Genomic DNA, 20,708 nt, shown 5'->3' on the forward strand with positions numbered 1-20,708 from the left:
GATTCTTTGAGCGCAAGGGCTGCGCTTTGATCACTTGGCAAGATTCTTTGAGCGCGGGGACAGCACTTTGATCACTTGGCGACTTTCTTTGAGCGCGGGGGCAACACTTTGATCACTTGGCAAGATTCTTTGAGCGCGGGGGCAAGACTTTGATCACTTAGTGAGCTCCTTTGAGCGCGGGAGCCCTACTTTGAGCGCGTAGATATCGTCCTTCTTCCCTTCTCCTAATCATCTCTTGCAACCTTGTCACTCCAATAATAGTTGGATATACTAGATAGAGGAAGTTTTCACTAATTCTTACTATCTTGGACGGAGTGATATGATTTGTTCAAGGATAATCGCTATATTGATTACAATGCGGCTGGATTCCGCAAAGACCTGATTGCCGGTATCACGGTTGGGATTGTTGCCATTCCGCTGGGGATGGCTTTTGCCATTGCTTCCGGCGTCAAACCTGAATATGGCTTGTATACCACTATCATTGCCGGTCTTCTCGTTGCTTTATTTGGAGGTTCCCGTTTCCAAATCGCCGGGCCGACAGGGGCTTTCATCCCTATATTACTCGCCATCGTCTTGCAATATGGTTATGAGGATTTGTTAATTGCCGGGTTCCTGGCGGGTATCTTTCTTCTCATTATGGGTTTTCTCGGGGTTAGCAATCTCATCCATTTTGTGCCGCGATCCGTTACAATTGGTTTTACATCTGGAATCGCCGTCATTATTTTTACCGGTCAGCTCGGTAATTTCTTTGGTTTGACAGGGTTGGAGAAGAAAGAATTTTTCCACGAAAATATGATTGATCTCGTCAGACAGTTGCATACGGTTAACTTCTATAGTGTAGCGATTGCCGTCATCGGTCTTGCCGTCATTTTCTTTTTACCGAAAATTGCACCGCGGGTTCCGTTGCTACTCGTTGCCTTACTCATTCCAACACTTGTTTCGTTCTTTCTATTTCCAGGTAAAGTCGAAACGATTGGCACTGCATTTGGCGGGATACCCAATTCCATACCGACCTTTCATTTTCCACAAATTACGCTATCAAAAATTGTTTCTCTTTGGCAACCTGCGCTAATCATTGCCGCATTAGGTGCAATCGAATCACTATTGTCTGCAGTCGTTGCGGACGGGATGTCAGGAGGCCAAAAACATCATTCAAAGCGGGAACTTTTCGGCCAAGGAATTGCGAACATTGTCTCTCCATTATTTGGTGGAATACCCGCTACAGGTGCAATCGCGCGAACTGCGACAAATATCCGGTCCGGAGCTGTCAGTCCCATTTCCGGCGTAGTGCAAAGCCTGTTCGTTTTGGCTTTCCTACTTCTATTTGCCCCTTATGCATCCCATATCCCGCTCGCGGCGATGGCTCCGATCCTGATGTTCGTCGCTTGGAATATGAGTGCAAGACATGCATTTGTCCACATACTTTCTGTGCGATCTAGTGATTCTATTGTGTTATTGACAACGTTTCTTCTAACGATTTTTATCAATTTAACAGTTGCTGTACAAGTCGGAATTTTACTTGCAGCGCTCTCTTTCCTACGAAAAATGAGCGGGAAACTCAGCATGAAAGAAGGGAAACTTTCCGAAGTTGAAGTCGTCAAATTTGGAGATAACGATCGTTCTTCACTTATCAAATATATCGTCGAAGGACCACTTTTCTTCGGTACGGCCAAAGTATTCGAAGATCAATATCCGAAGCTCCTCTCTACGAAAGCGAAAAAGATCATCCTAGACTTGGAGCATTTATCGGTCGTTGACGCAACAGGCGAAGCCGGTTTCTTTGCCCTGCTTGACGATGCAGAAAAAGCAGGTAAACGGATCATTGTAAAACGTCTACCGAAAGAGAAATTGCTTCTATTTAAAAAGAGCGGATTATATGACAAAATCGGGGAAGATAACTTCTTTATGTAACATAAAAAGAAGGCACCTAGTCGAATAGGTTGCCTTCTTTTTATTATAAAGTAATGACTCCAAATAAGACCGCCGCAATGGTCATGCAGATTGTCGTTCCATACGCCCACTTAAAGAGGAATTTCTGATGGTCCCCAAAATCGACTCCTACTAATCCAATAAGTATAAATGTAGCAGGCACTAGTGGAGATAACGGATAGCCGGCTGTCGAATGCCCCAACAGAGCAGCTCTTCCTATTTCGACAGGGTCAATCCCAAAATTAGCCGCTGTTTCAGCAAGAATCGGAAGAATCCCGAAATAATAAGCATCTGGTGAGAACACAAAACCGAGCGGAAGGCTTGTCAGCGCCACAATGACAGCCATATGTGAGCCAAGCCAATCCGGAATAATCGAAACAAGTGTTCCAGCCATTGCATCCATCATACCTGTTCCACTAAATATCCCTGTAAAGATTCCTGCCGCGAAAACTAACGTACAAATCATGACAAAGTTATTAGCATGACTCAAAATCATATCCTGTTGTTTTTGCGGATTCGGGAAATTGACAAACAATGCAATCGCAAAAGCTACTGCAAACAAAATTTGAATCGGCAACACTTCCATCACCAACATAGTCATCAGCACAAGTGTCAATATCAAGTTAAACCAGAATAATTTAGAAGTCCCTTTCTGAACCTCAGCGGTAGCAGCTTGTTCGGTTAAAGCCATAAAAGCTTCCGGCTGAATGACTCCTAGTCTCGCTCTCTCCTTCTTACCGAGTATATAGGCAACAAGAAGTGTCCACAAAAGACCTACAATCATTACAGGAATCAGCGGAATGAATAAATCATATACCTCAACATGTAAACTAGCCGCAGCTCTTACTAAAGGGCCTCCCCACGGAATGATATTCATCACACCAGCCGCCAACGAAACAACGCAGGCCAATATAAGACGGTTCATGCCCAATCTTTTGTAAAGCGGAAGCAATGCTGAAATGGTAATCATAAACGTTGAGGAGCCATCCCCATCCAAACCGACTAGCATGGTAATAATGGCAGTTGCTAACACAAGTTTTAACGGGTCACCTTTCACAAAACCCAGAATTTTCGAAATCAAAGGATCGAATAACCCCACGTCAATCATTAATCCAAAATATAATATGGCAAAAACAATCATGACTGCCGTCGGTGTAACTTTTATAATCCCATCCATCATCATCTGTCCCATTTCCGCGCTAAACCCGCCAATCAAAGCGAATGCGACAGCTACGAAGACAAATGCAACAACGACCGAAAGCCGCTTCGTCAAGACTAACAGAAGAAAAGTGGCAATCATGGCAAATCCTAAAATCGATAACAATTTAAAACTCTCCCTTTTTATGCAAAACAAAACTCATATGTAAGTTCCTAATGCCGAATTATTCAAAAAATAACTTCTATACTCCTCCTAATTATTAAATAATTAATTACCTTTCTTTGTAATATGTAATATATTAAATACATATCAAATAGAGTAATTTATTAAGTAAGATTAGTCAATGCTTTTTGAAACATTCCTTAAAAGACACTTTTTCATCCAGTTCACTGAATGAAAAAGTGTTCAATTCATTTAAAAACATTTAGACTATCCCTTGCTCTTTCAATCTTTTAAAATCCTCGAAGGAGAAATTCATGAATTCCGTGTAGATTTCTTCATTGTGTTCTCCATGAGAAGGGCCGTTCCAATCAATGTCGCCCGGTGTACCTGACAGTTTCGGTACAATACCCGGTACTAACACCTTACTTCCATCGGGTAAATCGACCTCACGCAACATCTCACGTGCTTTGTAATGTTCGTCTTCCGCAATTTCCCGGATGCTATAGATGGGTCCGACTGGTACGGACACTTCATCCAGCATTCGTTGTACTTCTTTTAACGGGTGCTGTTTTGTCCATTCCTCGATTGTCGCATCGATGAATGAAACATCGTCCGCACGCCCTTGGTTAGATCCGTATTTCGGATTAAGGGCGATATCTTCCCTTCCAATGGCCGTCATAAGTCGTTGGAAAATCTTATCTCCATTTCCGCCGATGACTACATGCTTGCCGTCCGCACATTCATATGTATTGGAAGGTGCAATTCCTGGCAATGTACTTCCTGTCCGCTCTCTCACATGTCCTGCTAAACCGTATTCCGGTAAAATTCCCTCAAGCAAGCTGAATACAGATTCATATAATGCAACGTCTACAACTTGACCTTTCTTTTCCGGATCTACATCTCTCGCCCGCAGGGACATCAATGTACCAATGACTGCATACAAACCTGCGACCATATCACCGAGTGAAATTCCGACTCTCACAGGAGGCAAATCAGGATAGCCAGTCAGATACCGCAATCCACCAATTGCTTCCGCCACACTACCGAAGCCCGGCTTTTCTTTATACGGGCCTGTTTGTCCATAGCCCGAAATCCGTGTCAAAATGATGGAAGGATTGATTTTCTGCATCTCTTCGAATCCAAGTCCCCATTTCTCCAAAGTTCCCGGTTTGAAGTTTTCAAGCACGACATCCACTTTTTCAATGAGTGTTTTCACAATTTCCTGTCCTTCTGGATCACGTAAATTGAGCGTAATTGATTTTTTGTTCCTTGCCTGTACGTACCACCAGACAGACGTATCCTTATGCATGATTCGCCAATTCCGAAGCGGATCACCGTTTTTCGGCTCTTCCACTTTGATCACTTCCGCCCCGAATTCCGAAAGTATTTTCCCCGCAAATGGTGCAGCAACGATATTTCCTAATTCTAGAACCCGAATCCCTTCCAATGGTTTTCTAGCCATCTATTTTTTGCCTCCCTCTTTTACGCAACCGACTTCAATAGAATGCTTTTTCGTCAAATTTCCATCCTTATTATTTTGGTCAATGCTACTTTTCCGATGATATGTTTTGTCATAAGTCCCTATTTTTTGAGGAATGTATACAATTCTCCTATGAGTCAGAATAGAGTAATGAATTCTATTAGTCAATGTTATTTTGAAATTAAAAAATCTTCTTGTATTGTATCTACAATACAAGAAGATTTTTTGATTTATTCATTCAAGAACGATGCTTTCCGCAACGCGGACGCAAGTACCCTCGCCCCCATATCGAGCGCTTCCCGGTTGAAGGTCATATCGGGATGATGAAGCCCCGGTCCCAAATCCGCTCCGATGCCAATCATGGCCGCTTTCAACTCCGGATTATGAATCGTGTAAAAATGGAAATCATCACTGCCAGATGTGATGATGGCAGGCGCAAATGCTTCTTCGCCGAGTGTTTCCACAATTGCTTCCGCCGCCAAGGATGCCGCCCCTTCAGAAACCTCAGCGGCTGGCGTATAATCGCTCCAAACCATTTCAATTTCTACATGATGCAGTTTGCCGATTGCTTCAATGCCTTCGGAAATTCTTTCTTTCAATTCATTCAATACCGTGTTCGATTGGGCACGTGTGTCGATGGCAAACGATGCCGTTCCCGGGATAATATTGAGACTATCACCGCCTGCTTGCACCTTGGTCAACTTTGCAGAGTATGCTTCATAGGGAGAAAAATGAATCGTTTTAATGAATTGCGCAATCGCAAACAATGGATCGAGTGCATTATTCCCTTGCTGGGGACGTGCCCCGTGTGCATCTTCCCCCATAATTTTCCCTTCGAGGAATAAAGCCGCCCCGTGATGGATGGCCGGAGCCACTTTTCCAAATGGTATTTCTTCCTGGGGACGCAGATGGACGCCAAATAGATGAGACACCCCGTCAATCGCCCCTCGCTCAATCATCGAATTGGCCCCATTGCCTTTTTCTTCGGCCGGCTGGAAAATAAAACGGATTTTACTGTTTAGCTCTTCCTGTTTTAAGTAAGCAAGGGCCCCTAGCACCATCGCCATATTTGCATCATGCCCACAAGAATGATTCGCTTGGTAGATGCCTCCGACTTCCTGCCACAATGCGTCGATATCGGCCCGCACCGCAATGATGCGATCCCCTTCCCCGATTTCTGCAACAACACCTGTCACATCATCAAACGTATGATGTCCGACTCCCATCTCCGTTAGTATTTCCGCCAGTTTTGCTGTCGTCTTCACTTCTTTCCAACTTACTTCAGGATGAGCATGGAAATGAGCAAACCATTCTGCAATTTTTTCTTTGATGTCCATCTGAAAACACTCCAATCCTACTTCACTAAATCATTCGTTTCTTTTTAGAATAGCCTATCTTTCGGAAAATAAATAGAGGCCGCTTGGAAGTATGTGAGATTAGTTTGAGCGCAGGGGGGAATTCTTTTGAGTTCGTGAGGTTCAATTTGAGCGCGCGGGGGCATTCTTTGAGCTCGTGAGGTTCACTTTGAGCGCGCAGGGACATTCTTTGAGCTCGTGAGGTTCACTTTGAGCGCGCAGGGACATTCTTTGAGTTCGTGAGGTTCACTTTGAGCGCGCAGGGACATTCTTTGGGCTCGTGAGGTTCACTTTGAGCGCGCAGGGACATTCTTTGGGCTCGTGAGGTTCACTTTGAGCGCGCAGGGACATTCTTTGGGCTCGCGAGGTTCACTTTGAGCGCGCAGGGACATTCTTTGAGCTCGTGAGGTTCACTTTGAGCGCGCAGGGACATTCTTTGAGCTAGTGAGGTTCACTTTGAGCGCGCGAGGGCTATCTTTGAGCGCGTGGGGACTCGCTATTCATTCACAATAAAAGGACTATCCCGTAGTCGTTATGGGATAGCCCTTCTATAATATCATTCATAGTTTCCACTTTACTCTTGCGTAGACAGCAAGCATTACAAAGTTCAAAGCAGCACTGATCACAGTACCATAGGCGATTGCGGAAGCACCGAATTCTTCCATCATCGCGTAGATGACTGCGATATTAATGCCGAAGACGCTGATCAAGCTGAAGATGACAGGCGCCATTGAATTTCCTTTTGCATAATAGAAACGTGTAATATACGTATTGGCAGCTAGGAAAAACATCGATAATGTAAAGACCCTGAAAATCGGAACTGTAAGTAGAACAGAAGCTTCTCCAAATTCACCTCGTTCAAACACAAGACGTACAATCGGTTCTGCGAAAAAATAGGCAATCGCCGTTGCCGGAACGAGTAATGCACCTAGATAGAGCATCCCTTTTTTGTAAAGTGCACGAACGGTTTCGCTATCGCCTTCGCCCTCTTTTTTACTTAATAGAGGATAGATGACCGTCGTCACGGCAGTCATCATGATCGCTTGTGGGAAACTGGTTAATTTGGAAGCATAGTTCACCGCGGCAATTGTCCCTTCTTCAAGCCCGGCTGCTACAATTCGATGGATGATAAAATAAAACTGCAAAGAAGCACCACCGAATAAAATCGGCAAAGCGATAACCCATAACCGCTTCACGTCATCGGACATCGTAAAAGATGGTTTCAATGAATAAAGCCTTGATTTCCGAAGCCCCCCATACAGGAAAACGCCCATTAACAGCGCACCGAATAGTGCACCGATCCCATATGATTCCGGTCCGAAATAGCCGGTCAATAGGACGGCGATACCAAGGAAGGAAGCATTATAGAGTAATACTGATAGACTTGAAAGATTGAATTTGCCATTTATATTGAGCAGCCCACTCATCCATGTGGACAGCACTAGGATGATGGAAGATGGCATCATCCAAAGGAATAAATTTCGTGTTAGTGCAAATTCCTTATCAGTCAAGTCCGTGAAAATTAGATTGAGTAACGGATTCGTAAAAACCATGAGTACAGCCGTTATCGCAACTGCTGCGACAAGTACAGTAGCAAACGACTTGCGGACATACAAAGCCTTGTCCGATTGCGTCGAATGATAGACGGAGATGAATGCCGTCGTCAATCCCCCGCCAACGACAAGATAAATGAAGTTCGGAATTGTATATGCCATCGCGATGGCATCAGCGTAATTAGTCGTTCCGTACTGATTCCCGATAACAACTTCCCGCAAAAATCCAAACAACCGTGCCACAATATTGATGACTGCGACAGCCCCGATAATTTTCAGCATTTTACTCATCGCGAGCAACCCGACCTTTCCCCGCTGAACGATAAATCGACAACAAATTAGCCAAGATCGTCTCGAAGGAGTTCGCTGTAACTCTTTCACGGACAACCGTGTCATCGATCCCTTCAGCATTCTCTCCAATCGCATTCCATAATCCGGTCGCAAGGGATGCCGGATTTTCCGGTTCGACTAGGAAACCCGCCCTATCTTTCAATAAATAAGACAAGCCCCCGACATCGGTGCCGACCACCGTCGTCCCCGCAGCCATCGCCTCCAGTGCAACCAATCCGAATCCTTCGTGGTGCGAAGGCAAGACGAGTGTGTCTGACGCTGCCATCCATAGCGCTAAGTCCGCTTGGCCAAGCGGCTCTTTGAAAAAGATATCTTCCACATCATTTTCTTTGATGAACGTTCGTAACTCCCCGACAAAAGCATCGTCCTTTTGGGAACCGACAATATACAATCGACTATCCGGCAGCGACATTTTCAAAGAATCGAATGCTTCGACAAGCTCAAGCAATCCCTTGGCACGAATGACATTGCCTACATATAGCATGATTTTTTCTTCGATTGGAAGTCCTAGTTGTTGACGCGCTTCCGCTTTCGGCACTTCTTTGAATACGGACGTATCGACCCCCATACTCATGACATGGACCTTGGCATCGGGGACCCCAAAACGGCTTGTCACATCTTCCTGTAGTTTGTCCCCGACAACAATCACCGCTTCAGCTTGTTGCAAAATCCGCTTTGTCATGTCGGCGATACGCTTACTTTTCGCAGCCATTTGGTCAATATCCCCGCCATGGACTGTTACGACATAAGGAATGCCGAATATTTTCTTGCCGATCAAGGAAAGTACGCCTGTTGGAAACGCATAATGTGCATGCGTGAGCGCAATCGCTTTCCGATTTTTGATCATCTGCCAAACCGCACGGCCGCACCACGTCATATACTTTTTCAGTGCAGCCTTTCTCCCTTTCCCCGGATCTTGGACGGCAACGACGTCTACCTCCACACCCGCTGATTCAAGTAAACACACTTGGTTTTTCACAAAAATTCCATACGTCGGATGCTCCGTAGATGGATACATATTACTAAATATCATTATTTTTCTCATTTCCATTTTCAATCCCATCTATCTAAGTAGAAACGTGCCTGGCGTCCAGTGCACTTTTAGAATGTTTCGCATCTAACGATTATAACACATCGAGTTGAATCCGACCGTTTCCTTCCCCATCTATCTTATAAAAATACAAAAAACGCCAACTGATAGAAGGTTAAATCTTGTCATTTGGCGGTATTCAGCTTTGTTCTCTATGATTCTCCCTTTTGTAACCCACTTGTAATATAACTGTAATCAAATATTAGGTTTACCTATGCTAAGATTGTTCACAGATAAAAGCACGCGGGCTATAGACGTGCGAAAGGGGAATTTGAGTAACAAAATGAAACGTTTGTTTTTTTATGTTTTAGCAAGTCTACTTATTTCAACGTCTATTCCGTCAATGGCTTCTGCAAGTTCAGCAAATTCGCTCGTTAATACGGCACGAGCTTATATAGGTACACCATACGTATATGGTGGGACAACCACTTCCGGTTTCGACTGTTCTGGTTTCGTGCAGTATGTATTTGAAAAGGAAGGGATTTCCTTACCAAGAACGACTGGACAAATGTATAAAACAGGAACATCCGTCGCTAAAAGTAATCTTCAAACTGGAGACATTGTCTTCTTCAATACAACCGGTAAAGGTGTTTCACACAACGGTATCTACATCGGAGCCGGGAAATTCATTCACTCTTCTACTAGTAAAGGCGTCATGATTTCTTCTATTAATGATCCTGCCTACTGGGGTAGCCGCTATATCGGAGCTAAGCGGGTGAAAGATTTCTCTTCTGAAAAAATGGTAGCTGCCGACGATTCACCGAAAGCTCTAAAAATCGACTATGCAACACGCGCTGAAATTGCCGAAACGCTATCCAAAGAACTCGATTTGACAAGTACAAGCACGCAATCCGTCTTTTCTGACGTATCTGCCGACCATCGGAACGCCGATGCAATTGCGGCGGTCGCTGAAGCCGGGATCTTCTCAGGTAACAATGGAGAATTCAACCCGGATGGTCTGTTGACACGAGCACAACTTGCGAAAGTTCTAGTGGAAGCATTCCATCTTGAAGGTTCCACAACAGCATCCTTCAAAGATGTACCTGCTGATCATTGGGCACATGACTATATTAATACGCTTTATCTCCATAACATCACGACAGGATACGGAGACGGCAATTTCGGACTGAATGATAATGTCACTGCTAAACAATTTCAGACATTCATCGATCGCCTGAAAAAATAATGAATGATAAAAGACTGGATGCTCCCCAATTGGAACATCCAGTCTTTTTTGTAAAAAAAAGTCGAATATAGTTAATTATCATTATAGCTTTATACAGGATTCACTGTTAGAATAAAACTATGATTCTAGTATACTAAGGGAGGACACAATGAAAACAATTAAGTGGGCTGTAACAATTGCGATCTTTTTCGCGCTTGTTTCCGTAGTTCCTACACATTCTTCTGCCCAGTTCCAGTTCACGGATGTATCAAAAAACGATGAGCATTATGAGCAAGTCCATTACATAGCTGAACTCGGTATTATCAACAAAGTTGCCAAGTTCAACCCAAACGACAATCTGACGCGGGCACAGGCTGCTAAAATGCTCGTCATTGCAACAAAGAAACAGAACATCCCGACCCCTTCCATCAAATTCAAAGATTTGAAAGCGGGTACGGAACAGTATGAATTCGCGAGTCGTGCCGTTTCACTCGGCTATTTTAAAACAGCCGCGGACGGCAGCTTCAAACCGAATGAAAAATTGAAACGTGACGAAATGGGGAACGCATTAGCGATCGCGTTCAACCTATCCGAAAAAATCACTGCCGATCATCCGCTTATGTTAAGCGATATGAAAGGACATGCCTATGCCGAACGTGTGAATGGTCTCTATTATGCAGGCATTACACAAGGCGACGGCGGTAAATTTCTTCCGAATAATCATTTGACTCGGAAACATTTCGCACTGTTCGTTGCACGTGCATTAAATGATAAATATAAGTTACCCGTCAAATCACCTGACCAAACATCGAGTACGTATTTTGTCAAAGTGAACACGGGCGGTGACACGCTAAATGTACGTTCCTTACCGTCAGTCGAGGGCTCCATCCTCACTCGATTGAAACACGGTGATATCGTCGAAGTGATTGCACAATCCGGCGATTGGTTGCTCATTCTACTTGATGACGAAGAAGGTTATATTAACGGGCGTTATACAGTTGAAGTCGGAACGGAACTTCCTGAACCACCTCCGACTAAGCCTAAACCACCAGTTCAGCCGGAACAACCCTCCGTCGCTAGTGATCTATTAGGGAAAGTGACTGTCAGTAGCTTGAACATGCGGGAAGGCCCTGGCACCAATTCAGTGGTTATCAGCACGTTGAAAAAGGGAGAAACGGTTTCTGTCCTTTCGCTAGATGGCAATTGGGCGAAAATTAATGTCAATTCACAAACAGGTTATGTTCATAAATCCTATTTGAAATTGCTTAACCAAAAAGGTGGAGCGCTCAAAGACCGAATCATCATCATTGATGCTGGTCACGGTGCACATGATCCGGGCGCTACGAAAAATAAAGTGACAGAAAAAAGCATTACATTGAAAGTAGCCAAACTTGTAGAAGGAAAACTGCAAAAAGCGGGGGCCAAAGTTCTGATGACTCGTTCCAATGATACATTCCTTTCCTTGGAAGAGCGGACTGAATTCGCGAAAAAACATTATGCGGAAGCTTTTGTTTCCATTCATGTCAATTCCGCGGCAGCTTCATCTGCAAAAGGTTCGGAAACGTACTTCGACTCCTCAACGAATGCCAACTCTGCAGAAAGTAAATCGTTGGCAACTTACATCCAGAACAATCTGGTCAAAAGAGCGGATATGGTGAACCGTGGCGTGAAAGACAATCGCTTCTATGTCATCCGGAATAACAACATCGCCGCTGTTCTTGTCGAACTTGCCTTCATTTCAAATGCAGATGATTTCAAGAAACTGACAAGCGACGCTTACTTGGAAATCTATGCAGAGTCGATCTATCAAGGGCTCGTACAGTACTATTCAGCTCCATAAGCTATTCAAAGAGTGTAGATCTATCTACACTCTTTTTTTGATTGGCTAGTAATATTTACTAAATATTCATTTGTCCAACTTCAGCTTTATGATACACTGAAAGGACAGACTATTTAGTTATTTACTCATAGACTTTGACAGCATGAGAATAGTCAAAAAATGCAAAGGATGGTGCAAGATGACGACGAAATATTTCAAAGGGACTGCAGCTGCCATGCTATTGATGAGTATAGCTGCAACGACTCCTGTTCTAGCTGCCGAAACACCGGTTGCGGCAACAGGGGATTTTTCACTAACCGTGTTCCATACGAATGACACACACGCAAATCTTACGACAACGGCTGAACGTGCAGCACTTGTCAAAAAGTTGCGCGAGGAAAAGCCGTATAACGTGCTGCTCGACGCGGGTGATGTTTTCTCCGGCACACTTTACTTCAATGAATTTCAAGGGCAAGCCGATCTCGCCATCATGAACTATCTCGGCTATGATGCGATGACTTTTGGCAACCATGAATTCGACCTCGGTGGATCATCGGAAGGCCACAAAGCGCTTGCTGACTTCGTAAAAGGAGCGAAATTCCCATTCGTTGCCGCAAACGTCGATTTCTCTGCGGACACGCAATTTGATGGACTGCAAACAAAAGACATTTCTTCCGAAGCGGAAGAGGGCAAGATCTATGACGGCATTATTAAAGAAGTGAACGGTGAAAAAATCGGGATTTTCGGTCTGACAACGGAAGAGACAAAAGATATTTCGAGCCCTGAGAAAGTGACATTTACAAATTACATTACAGAAGCGAAATCAGCAGTCGATGCTTTTGAAAAAGCGGGTGTCAACAAAATCATTGCGCTTACTCACATCGGTTTCAACGATTCCGATAAAGTCGATAATGACATTCTTCTGGCGCAAAATGTACCGGGTATCGATATCATCGTCGGAGGCCATACACATGTAAAACTGGAAGAACCGCATGTCATCAACAAAGACACGGAGCCCGTTGTCATCGTCCAAGCAAATGAATACAATAAATTCCTTGGGCAACTGGATGTGACATTCGATGAAAAAGGGGTCATCAAGGATTACAGTGGAGTCCTGCACGCTGTCGGCGGTGAAGATGCGAACAAGGATGAGCAAGCTGCCGAGCTCCTCGAACCGTACGCAACTAAAGTGAAAGAAACGATGGAAAAACCGACCGGTGCGACAGCTCACGTGTTCTTAAGCGGCCTGCGCGATTTGGGCGGGGTACGTGCAGGTGAAACAAATCTAGGAAACATCATTACAGACGGCATGCTTGCCAAAGCGAAAGAAATTGATCCAGCGACTGTGATCGCATTCCAAAACGGCGGCGGTATCCGGACTTCCATCCCGCAAGGACCGATTACATACGGCCAAGCCATCAGCGTTCTACCATTCGGTAACTCTCTTGCCCTTGTTGAATTGAGCGGTGCAGAATTGAAATCGGTCTTTGAACATTCCGTAAAGGACTATCCGGCAGAATCTGGTGGATTCCTTCACATCGCCGGCATGCAACTGGTCTTTGACGGTACAGCTGAGGCTGGTAACCGCGTCGTTTCCATGACCATCGACGGAACGGAAATCGAAGCGGATAAAACCTACAAAGTGGCTACAAATGTTTTCACCGCACAAGGCGGAGATGGCTATGACATGCTGAAAAAAGCTTATGAAGATGGACGTGTAAGTGAGCCGGGCTTTGTAGATTGGGAATCGTTTGCGGATCATATGAAATCCATCGGGTCAATCAAAACGGGAATCGAAGGACGTATCCTTGCGAAAGTCCCTTATAGTGACCTAGCGTACGACAATTGGGCCTATCCATATGTGTCCGATCTTTATTACCGCGGGGTTCTGAAAGGGTCCGACACAGAGTTTGGCGCACAGAAAGAAATGACACGGGCGCAAGCGGCCTCTTGGATTGTCCGGGCACTCGATTTGAAAGCGGAAGGCACTGCCCCATTCAGTGACATTAGCAGTTATGCGGATGACACAAAAGCTGAAATTGCAGCAGCTTATGAAAACGGTCTGATCAAAGGTATCGACGGCAAGTTCATGCCGAGCGAAAAAGTGACACGGGCACAATTCGCATTGATGCTTGAACGTGCTTTCGAAAACTACACGGGCGAAACGTACAAAGCATCTACCAAAGCCCCTTATAACGATTTCGGAAACTATGGGGCTGAAGCGGTCAACGCAATCTCCATGTTACATGAACTAGGCATTGTAAATGGCTCTGACGGCAAATTTATGCCTGGCAAGTCCACGACCCGTGAACAAGCAGCTAAAATCGTCTCCAATTTCATCTATAATACGAAACAAGTAAAAAAAGCGGAATAACTATTCAAAAGCGCAGCGCGCCCGAAACCCGGACGTAGACAAAAAGCGTTTCCCACTCCCTTCTTGGAGATAGGAAACGCTTTTTTATACATCAAAATGGGAAGGATCATTCATTTATCCAAAAATCCCTCTTTCACATGGGATTTATAGATGATTGAACTAAAGAAAAATAGGATCCAACAGGAAAAGAGGTAAATCACAATTGAAAATAACAGCATCGTCTTACTATGCCCTAATCGTTCTGCGATATGGCGGGCCGCAACAACATTTCCACCGCCTCCCGCTATAACAAACAGCACTGGCAACGCATAATAGACATAGGCAATCTTCTTATGTTCTTTACCGTCCCCAGGATAAATGATCGGCACTTCCGTGTTCTGGTCATATTTGGCCAAGTAAAGCATGCTGATGAAAATAGCAAGCAGCAACAACTGGATTCCCAAGTTATTGGAGAATAGTTTAAGAATCGGGAATGTCCAAAACAGCAGAAAAGCATACATCATGTATTTGGCAGTCAAACGATAGACAATTTCTTTATTTTTTCTACTTTTATACTTCAAATAAAGAAACCCCGGGAGCATGATCAACAGAAGGTATATGCCAATCGTCAACCACGTGAAAAATGCATCATAATCCGGGATGAAAAGAACAATCAAACCGGATATAACTGGGAGAAGATAGGCAATTAACGTTTGTTTAGTCAATTGTTTCAATCGGCGTCCTCCCCTTTCAGTTCCTCAAGACGCTCACCCGAAAGTGAAAAAGGCGTAGCGAGAAATGCCGTCATTCCCCCAATCAAATATAAAAAAATAGCAATTCCTAGATTAGGATGGTACGAGTTAGCCCGCAAAATGGCCATGATCAGTATTCCGACAAGGATAAGAATGCTAAGGGATACCGGCCAAAGTTGGAGCTGTCTCTCTTTCTTTGGATTGACGAATACTTCCGCTATTTTTTCCCTTATTACATGCGCATAAATAAACATTAGAACCGTGACGATGAATACGGGCCAAAAGGAAGTTGTATAGTACATCACTTTCACAATCGGTGCCATTGCGAAGTACGACAAACCGATCAGCATCCAATAGACTTGAATCGTATAATATTGTTTCGTGTTATATTTATACTTTTTCCACATTCTAAGTAACTGAATAATAATCAACGCTTCGATGGCCAAGTTGATCGGAAACCATAGGAGAAAGTCCTCTTCGGGAATCGCACTGGAACCTACTAGGAGGATACCGTGGATAAACAACGTCATGCCGATTCTTTTTTCTGCAATTTCTTCCTTTGCAGGTATCATCGAACTCATGGATATCCCCTCTCTTTCTCTTTAGCGCTTCCCACTCATCGGAGGGCCGTAGCTCCCTTGTCATTACTATTTTACGCTAGCGATGTACTCCTTTGATTCATATGTCCATCGTTGATCCTTATGACTAGCATAAGGATCAACTGGACTATTCAGCAAAAGCAGGTTGTGGTCTATCAAATCGATTACTTGTCGTGCTCGATTGGTTTTCTGAAGTAGCTCCACCTGACTCCTTCTCATGATCATTGACATTTTCAGTTGAACGATCGTCATTTTCATCTTCATCCAGATGATTTTCTTTATCTTCTCCGCCATCCGGCTTCTGTCCGTCGTTTGGAACCTCTTCAGGCTTGTCCGAAGCTTGATCTGATTGTGGTTCCGGTTTCGGATCCGGTTGTGGTTCCGGTTTCGGATCTGGTTGCTGGTCCGGGCTCGAATCCGGTTGTGGCTCCGGTTTCGGTTCCGGTTGCTGGTCCGGGCTCGAATCCGGTTGTGGTTCCGGTTTCGGTTCTGGTTGCTGGTCCGGGCTCGAATCCGGTTGTGGTTCCGGTTTCGGTTCCGGTTGTGGCTCCGGTTTCGGATCCGGCTGTAGCTCCGGTTTCGGTTCCGATTGTGGCTCCGGTTTCGGTTCCGGTTGTGGCTCCGGTTTCGGTTCCGGTTGTGGCTCCGGTTTCGGTTCCGGTTGTGGCTCCGGTTTCGGATCTGGTTGCTGGTCCGGGCTCGGTTCCGGTTGTGGTTCCGGTTGCCGATCTAGTTGCGGATCCATGTCCGGAGTTTGTTTCGGCTCTATTTGCGGATCCGGTCTTAGTTTATGATCCGAGACGTCTTTAACTTCATTCTGGCCATTAATATCGTAATTGTCGAAGATGTCATTTAGATCTGAACGCAAATCTGCTCCAAATGGTTTTGTCATATTATCCACGATGATATCGTCTACTGGGTTTAAATCTGTCTTTCCGCCATTAAGTAGACCTTTAAATAACTTTGTCCCGTTATTTAACATTGGCGAAACGACATTAACCACAATCGCACCGGCAATTGCTCCAATTGCAGCATTCTGCCAAGTCCACTCCCCATTTTTCAAACCTTCGTAAATATAATTTTCCACTCCCCCATATAGCGAGAGGAAAGTGGCTGCTCCCCACGTCATTTTTTCTAAAAAGAAAAAAGGGCTTAATAATGCACCGGAAACGCCACCGAATAGAACTTCGAATACAAATTCATTCAAGGCCCAATCATTGAACGATGTACCAAATAAATAAATTAAACCATTAAAAGCAGCCCCCAAAGAACTTGACATTGCCGCTTTCAAACCTAATGCCTTCCATCCGTGCGGTGCGACCTTGGAAGTTATAAAAGCAGCCAATCGTGCGGCTTGGGAACCAAGAGTAGCCGCACCACTCGCTATTTTTGCCCCCCACATACTGAGTCCCACTCTTGTATGCAACATAAGTGTTGTCCAACTATTAACAAGGTTTTGTCGCATAACGGCAATAGCCAACGAGCCCCATAAGCGTGCTTTCACAAAGTTATTCACTAGAAATATTCTGGTAGCGTTGCCTGCCACTGCAAAAAATCCTGAAGTGACCCCAGCAAAAATACCTAGACCCGCGAGCCCTCCTCCAAAGGAAGACAGTAGCGAGCCTAAAAAGCTGAAATTGTCCCCCGCAAGAAGCTTATAAATTCCACCGCCGAGTAACGCGCCACCGCCGACCACTGCAAGAATCCCCCAGCCGATCGGCGTTCCAACTAACAACAGTCCTCCAATAATGACACCCGTTGCAACGACTGCGCCTACAACGACTTGTACCCATTCGTTTTCCCAAACCATCACAAAGAAATCACCGATGGCATTGAGTCCATCCCAGAACCAATCCGTCACTTTGTCCCATGCTTCCGGTGCCCATTCTTTAAAGTCCTCCCATTTTTCATAGGACCAATCTTTAAACTTTTCCCATTCATCTTGTATGTATTCCTTGGTGTCATCCCATTTTTTCTTCGCTAAATCAAGTAATTTCTCAAACCAATTCCGGGAATCGCCTGTATCTTCCGACTGATTCTGATCCGATTCCGTCGAGTCCGTTTCAACGAATGAAGGTGACTCGTATTCAATTTCTGTGACATCGGCAAAAGCAAACTTGGAATAACCGAAAAACAATATGGTTATAAAAATGAGTACGATAGTTGGGATATGCAACTGCTTTTTCACTTGCCCCACCCTTTCCGGACCACTTCCAGCAAACATTTTCATCTATTTAAAAATCGTCTTGTCATTTCGAAAAGTAACTTGTAATCAACTTATAACAAAGGACTGCAGCGAGAAGAACAGCCGCTCGTTTGAGAACATTTCCCGTAATTCTCTTTTCTTCTTTATCTTCTTTGTTATCTGCCATGAGCATAGCGGCAAGTAGCAGGACGAGTGGGATCAATGTCACCATCATAAACGGTTTGATGACTATCGCTAAGGCGGGAATCATCATATCTTTTGCATCTAGAAAGAAATAAGTGGATATAGCCAAAATGGCCGCACTTCCTAACAGAATCGCAATCTTTTTTGCAGTTGAAAATTTCATAGTTGAATTCTCCTTCGTTTTTATAAATGAAGATAAAATAATGCCTTCATTCGTGTAGAAAGTGAACGTTCATTTCATTTTCAATACGAATGAAGGCATGGGGATGGATCAAGGACAGATGATTTTCACATCTTTCGGCGAGCCGATTTGAATGGAAGCTTGAGCTGAAATCGCCTTGACGGATGAATCGGGTACGGTGATGTATTGCCCGTTCCGTTCCGTTTTCGCATAGATTTTAAACTCGTCTTCCAAAAACTGATAGTCGACAAGTCGATCATTTTGATTTTCTTCTGCAAAAGCGGTCGCTTCCCTATACGATGATGAAAGGTTGTCCCTTACCGCCTTACAAGCCATAACACTGATCTCGTTATCTTTGAAAAAGAAGCGCAGCGCAGGATTTCCTTCGACCTGACCGCTACCATTCCATATGTAGTCTCTTACGTCGCCTGGCATCGATTTCCCCCGGCTACTTTCTACGCCTTCAATAAAGTCATCGAAAAGTTCCGTAACACTTATTTCTTCATCCGATGCCGCGGCCAAATACGCTTCCCATGAACGTGTCACATCTTCGAGCTCCTCTTCGACTTTTTCTTGCAAGACTTCGCTCATATAATCCGAAGAGCTTTTAGCCCCTGCCAGTGCTGCTGCATCCGCACCCGTTTGTGTCACGCGCTTATTAATGAAGACATTTGAAAAATCGAAGAACACAAAGCAGATGAAAACCGATGTCAGCAAGATGCCGACGATGACAAGCATCAAGCCATCGCCCCGCTCATTCTGGATAATCTTGCGGAAAGCGTTCCTCTTACTCATCCGGCTCATCCTTCTTTTTCTCCATCGGCATCACTGCATCCGCTGTAAATTCAAATTTCATGCTGTCGATTAAGGGCAAACTGATAATCGGCGCTTTCGCTTTCACTTTGACCGTTGCGACATCGGTTCCGGGTCCCCCGGACACTTCCACTTCTAAACCGTACGCTGAATTTCGTGCAATCTCTTCCCAATTATCATCATGTGCAGAAGCTGCCCTTGCCCCATCTCGGGCAGCCGCTTCTGCAACGACGACAGAATAGGAAATGAGTCCGACTTGCCAAATGATCAGCATGGATAGAAGGATGAGGGGAAACATACCGACAAACTGAAGCGCCTGCGATCCTCTTTCATTCTTTACGTAGGAACTCCATTCTTTTAACATCATCTATCACTCCGAACTCGATTAAGAACCGATACCTTGAATCATTTCTTCCAATTTCGAAATGATTGTCTCACCGATACTGGATCCTTGGATTCCCATTGCAATGACGGACATGATCGCGATGACGACGAGTCCTAGGGCAACCCATTCAAGCGCCTGTGCTCCTCTTTCATTTCGAACATATCCAAAATACTTCTCGTTCATCTTTGTCATTAGTTTTTTCATCATTGTCAGTACCTCCGTTATTGTTGTCATTTAGCGCATGAAAGCATCCAATCCAAATGCCGCTGGATTATAGATGATATTCAGTACAATCAAACCCATAATAAATCCAAATACAGCTGGCGCAATAAAAAACGTCGTTACTAGTGTCACTTGCGGGTTCGCTTTCGCCGCTTTTTCCTTCGCAGTAAATCCCCTTGTAATCCGCAAGTCTTCCGCTTGCAGTTTAAAGGTCCTAGCCACCGCTACCCCTAATGTAGAACCTTGAATCAGTGCATTGACGAGTGTCTGTAATTCTTTCGATGAATTGCGATCCATTAAATTGTGGTACGCGGTATTTCTTTGTACGCCCAGTTCCACCTCCTTATTAAAACGATCGATTTCTTCACTAAGCGGTCCTTCCAACTGACTGGTCACATGCTTCAATGCGCCATCTAAACTGACTCCGGCTTGCAAGGATACACTGACTGTGTCCAAGAAATCTGGCATCATCATGCTGATTTCCTCTTGACGTCGCACCGCTGAAAAGTACAGCCAAGCGGAAGGTCCGAAGAAGCCCCCCATAATGGTCACCATTAAAATGATAAGAGCGAATGGCAACCCTAAAAATGTATAAAAACTACCGAAAAGCAAACCAATCAGGCCCGTGACGAACCGGAAACCGAAAAACGATTCCAATGTCAATCCGAGCGGTCTACCTGCTTCCTTCAACCATTTCTCATGTTTGTCGACATTCAGAAAGAGAGGATATTTCATTCCAACAGGACCGGCTTTAATCCCCCATTTCACTAACGGCTCCATAATCCGCTCACGCAGTGAAACTTTCTTTTTCCGCTCTTTCGCATAGCCTTGTGAACGCATCAGGTTTTCTTTTTTTGCAATATATAAATAGCAATACAGAAAACCGATGAAGAGGAATATTAAAATCAAGCAGAACATGACAATCGAGAAAAAACCAATAATCTCCATACA

General features: G+C 44.5%; 17 protein-coding genes. 4 read left to right on the plus strand and 13 right to left on the minus strand.

Going from position 1 to position 20,708, the window contains the following annotated elements; translation table 11 throughout:
* Positions 1–324: 324 nt before the first annotated feature.
* Positions 325–1,911 (plus strand): SulP family inorganic anion transporter, encoded by a 1,587-nt coding sequence (locus MHZ95_RS14450; RefSeq protein WP_239391494.1) that lies wholly within the window; start codon positions 325–327, stop codon positions 1,909–1,911.
* 43 nt (positions 1,912–1,954) lie between these two features.
* On the opposite strand, the gene MHZ95_RS14455 is transcribed toward MHZ95_RS14450, so the two are convergent.
* The 5 genes from MHZ95_RS14455 to MHZ95_RS14475 all read right to left on the minus strand — a co-directional run bounded on the left by MHZ95_RS14455 (position 1,955) and on the right by MHZ95_RS14475 (position 9,034).
* Positions 1,955–3,253: a CitMHS family transporter gene (locus tag MHZ95_RS14455; protein ID WP_239391495.1), complete on the minus strand. Its 1,299-nt coding sequence runs from the start codon at positions 3,251–3,253 to the stop codon at positions 1,955–1,957.
* Between the two features lie 259 nt (positions 3,254–3,512).
* Positions 3,513–4,712, minus strand: a complete 1,200-nt coding sequence (locus MHZ95_RS14460) for a CaiB/BaiF CoA transferase family protein (protein WP_239391496.1) — start codon at positions 4,710–4,712, stop codon at positions 3,513–3,515.
* Between the two features lie 248 nt (positions 4,713–4,960).
* Positions 4,961–6,067: an amidohydrolase gene (locus tag MHZ95_RS14465; protein ID WP_239391497.1), complete on the minus strand. Its 1,107-nt coding sequence runs from the start codon at positions 6,065–6,067 to the stop codon at positions 4,961–4,963.
* Positions 6,068–6,645: 578 nt separating this feature from the next.
* Positions 6,646–7,929, minus strand: coding sequence for a murein biosynthesis integral membrane protein MurJ (gene murJ, locus MHZ95_RS14470; RefSeq protein WP_239391498.1), 1,284 nt, complete (start codon positions 7,927–7,929; stop codon positions 6,646–6,648).
* Complete coding sequence (locus MHZ95_RS14475; RefSeq protein ID WP_239391499.1) at positions 7,922–9,034, minus strand: glycosyltransferase; 1,113 nt, start codon at positions 9,032–9,034, stop codon at positions 7,922–7,924. The genes murJ and MHZ95_RS14475 overlap by 8 nt, the downstream gene beginning before the upstream one ends.
* A gap of 328 nt (positions 9,035–9,362) precedes the next feature.
* On the opposite strand from MHZ95_RS14475, the gene MHZ95_RS14480 reads away from it, so the two are divergent.
* From MHZ95_RS14480 to MHZ95_RS14490, 3 genes are all read left to right on the plus strand, one after another.
* Positions 9,363–10,265 (plus strand): C40 family peptidase, encoded by a 903-nt coding sequence (locus tag MHZ95_RS14480; protein WP_239391500.1) that lies wholly within the window; start codon positions 9,363–9,365, stop codon positions 10,263–10,265.
* A gap of 148 nt (positions 10,266–10,413) precedes the next feature.
* Positions 10,414–12,084: an N-acetylmuramoyl-L-alanine amidase gene (locus MHZ95_RS14485; RefSeq protein ID WP_239391501.1), complete on the plus strand. Its 1,671-nt coding sequence runs from the start codon at positions 10,414–10,416 to the stop codon at positions 12,082–12,084.
* A gap of 178 nt (positions 12,085–12,262) precedes the next feature.
* Positions 12,263–14,437, plus strand: coding sequence for a 5'-nucleotidase C-terminal domain-containing protein (locus tag MHZ95_RS14490; RefSeq protein WP_239391502.1), 2,175 nt, complete (start codon positions 12,263–12,265; stop codon positions 14,435–14,437).
* A 110-nt stretch (positions 14,438–14,547) separates the two neighbouring features.
* On the opposite strand, the gene MHZ95_RS14495 is transcribed toward MHZ95_RS14490, so the two are convergent.
* From MHZ95_RS14495 to MHZ95_RS14530, 8 genes are all read right to left on the minus strand, one after another.
* The gene (locus tag MHZ95_RS14495; RefSeq protein WP_239391503.1) at positions 14,548–15,150 is read right to left on the minus strand and encodes a hypothetical protein; all 603 of its coding nucleotides are present in this window, start codon (positions 15,148–15,150) and stop codon (positions 14,548–14,550) included.
* Positions 15,147–15,749 (minus strand): hypothetical protein, encoded by a 603-nt coding sequence (locus tag MHZ95_RS14500; RefSeq protein ID WP_239391504.1) that lies wholly within the window; start codon positions 15,747–15,749, stop codon positions 15,147–15,149. Before MHZ95_RS14500 ends, MHZ95_RS14495 begins: the two co-directional genes overlap by 4 nt.
* 145 nt (positions 15,750–15,894) lie before the next feature.
* Positions 15,895–17,997: a hypothetical protein gene (locus tag MHZ95_RS14505; RefSeq protein WP_239391505.1), complete on the minus strand. Its 2,103-nt coding sequence runs from the start codon at positions 17,995–17,997 to the stop codon at positions 15,895–15,897.
* A gap of 19 nt (positions 17,998–18,016) precedes the next feature.
* Positions 18,017–18,319 (minus strand): hypothetical protein, encoded by a 303-nt coding sequence (locus MHZ95_RS14510; protein WP_239391506.1) that lies wholly within the window; start codon positions 18,317–18,319, stop codon positions 18,017–18,019.
* Positions 18,320–18,427: 108 nt separating this feature from the next.
* A complete protein-coding gene (locus tag MHZ95_RS14515; protein ID WP_239391507.1) occupies positions 18,428–19,132 on the minus strand; it encodes a pilus assembly protein TadG-related protein in 705 nt (234 codons plus the stop codon).
* Complete coding sequence (locus MHZ95_RS14520) at positions 19,125–19,514, minus strand: TadE/TadG family type IV pilus assembly protein (RefSeq protein WP_239391508.1); 390 nt, start codon at positions 19,512–19,514, stop codon at positions 19,125–19,127. Before MHZ95_RS14520 ends, MHZ95_RS14515 begins: the two co-directional genes overlap by 8 nt.
* Before the next feature lie 21 nt (positions 19,515–19,535).
* Entirely contained in the window at positions 19,536–19,742 is a 207-nt protein-coding gene (locus MHZ95_RS14525; RefSeq protein ID WP_239391509.1) for a hypothetical protein, read from the minus strand.
* A gap of 27 nt (positions 19,743–19,769) precedes the next feature.
* Complete coding sequence (locus MHZ95_RS14530) at positions 19,770–20,705, minus strand: type II secretion system F family protein (RefSeq protein WP_239391510.1); 936 nt, start codon at positions 20,703–20,705, stop codon at positions 19,770–19,772.
* Positions 20,706–20,708 lie beyond the last annotated feature (3 nt).

The organism is Sporosarcina sp. ACRSM (genome assembly GCF_022346545.1).
Taxonomy (GTDB): domain Bacteria; phylum Bacillota; class Bacilli; order Bacillales_A; family Planococcaceae; genus Sporosarcina.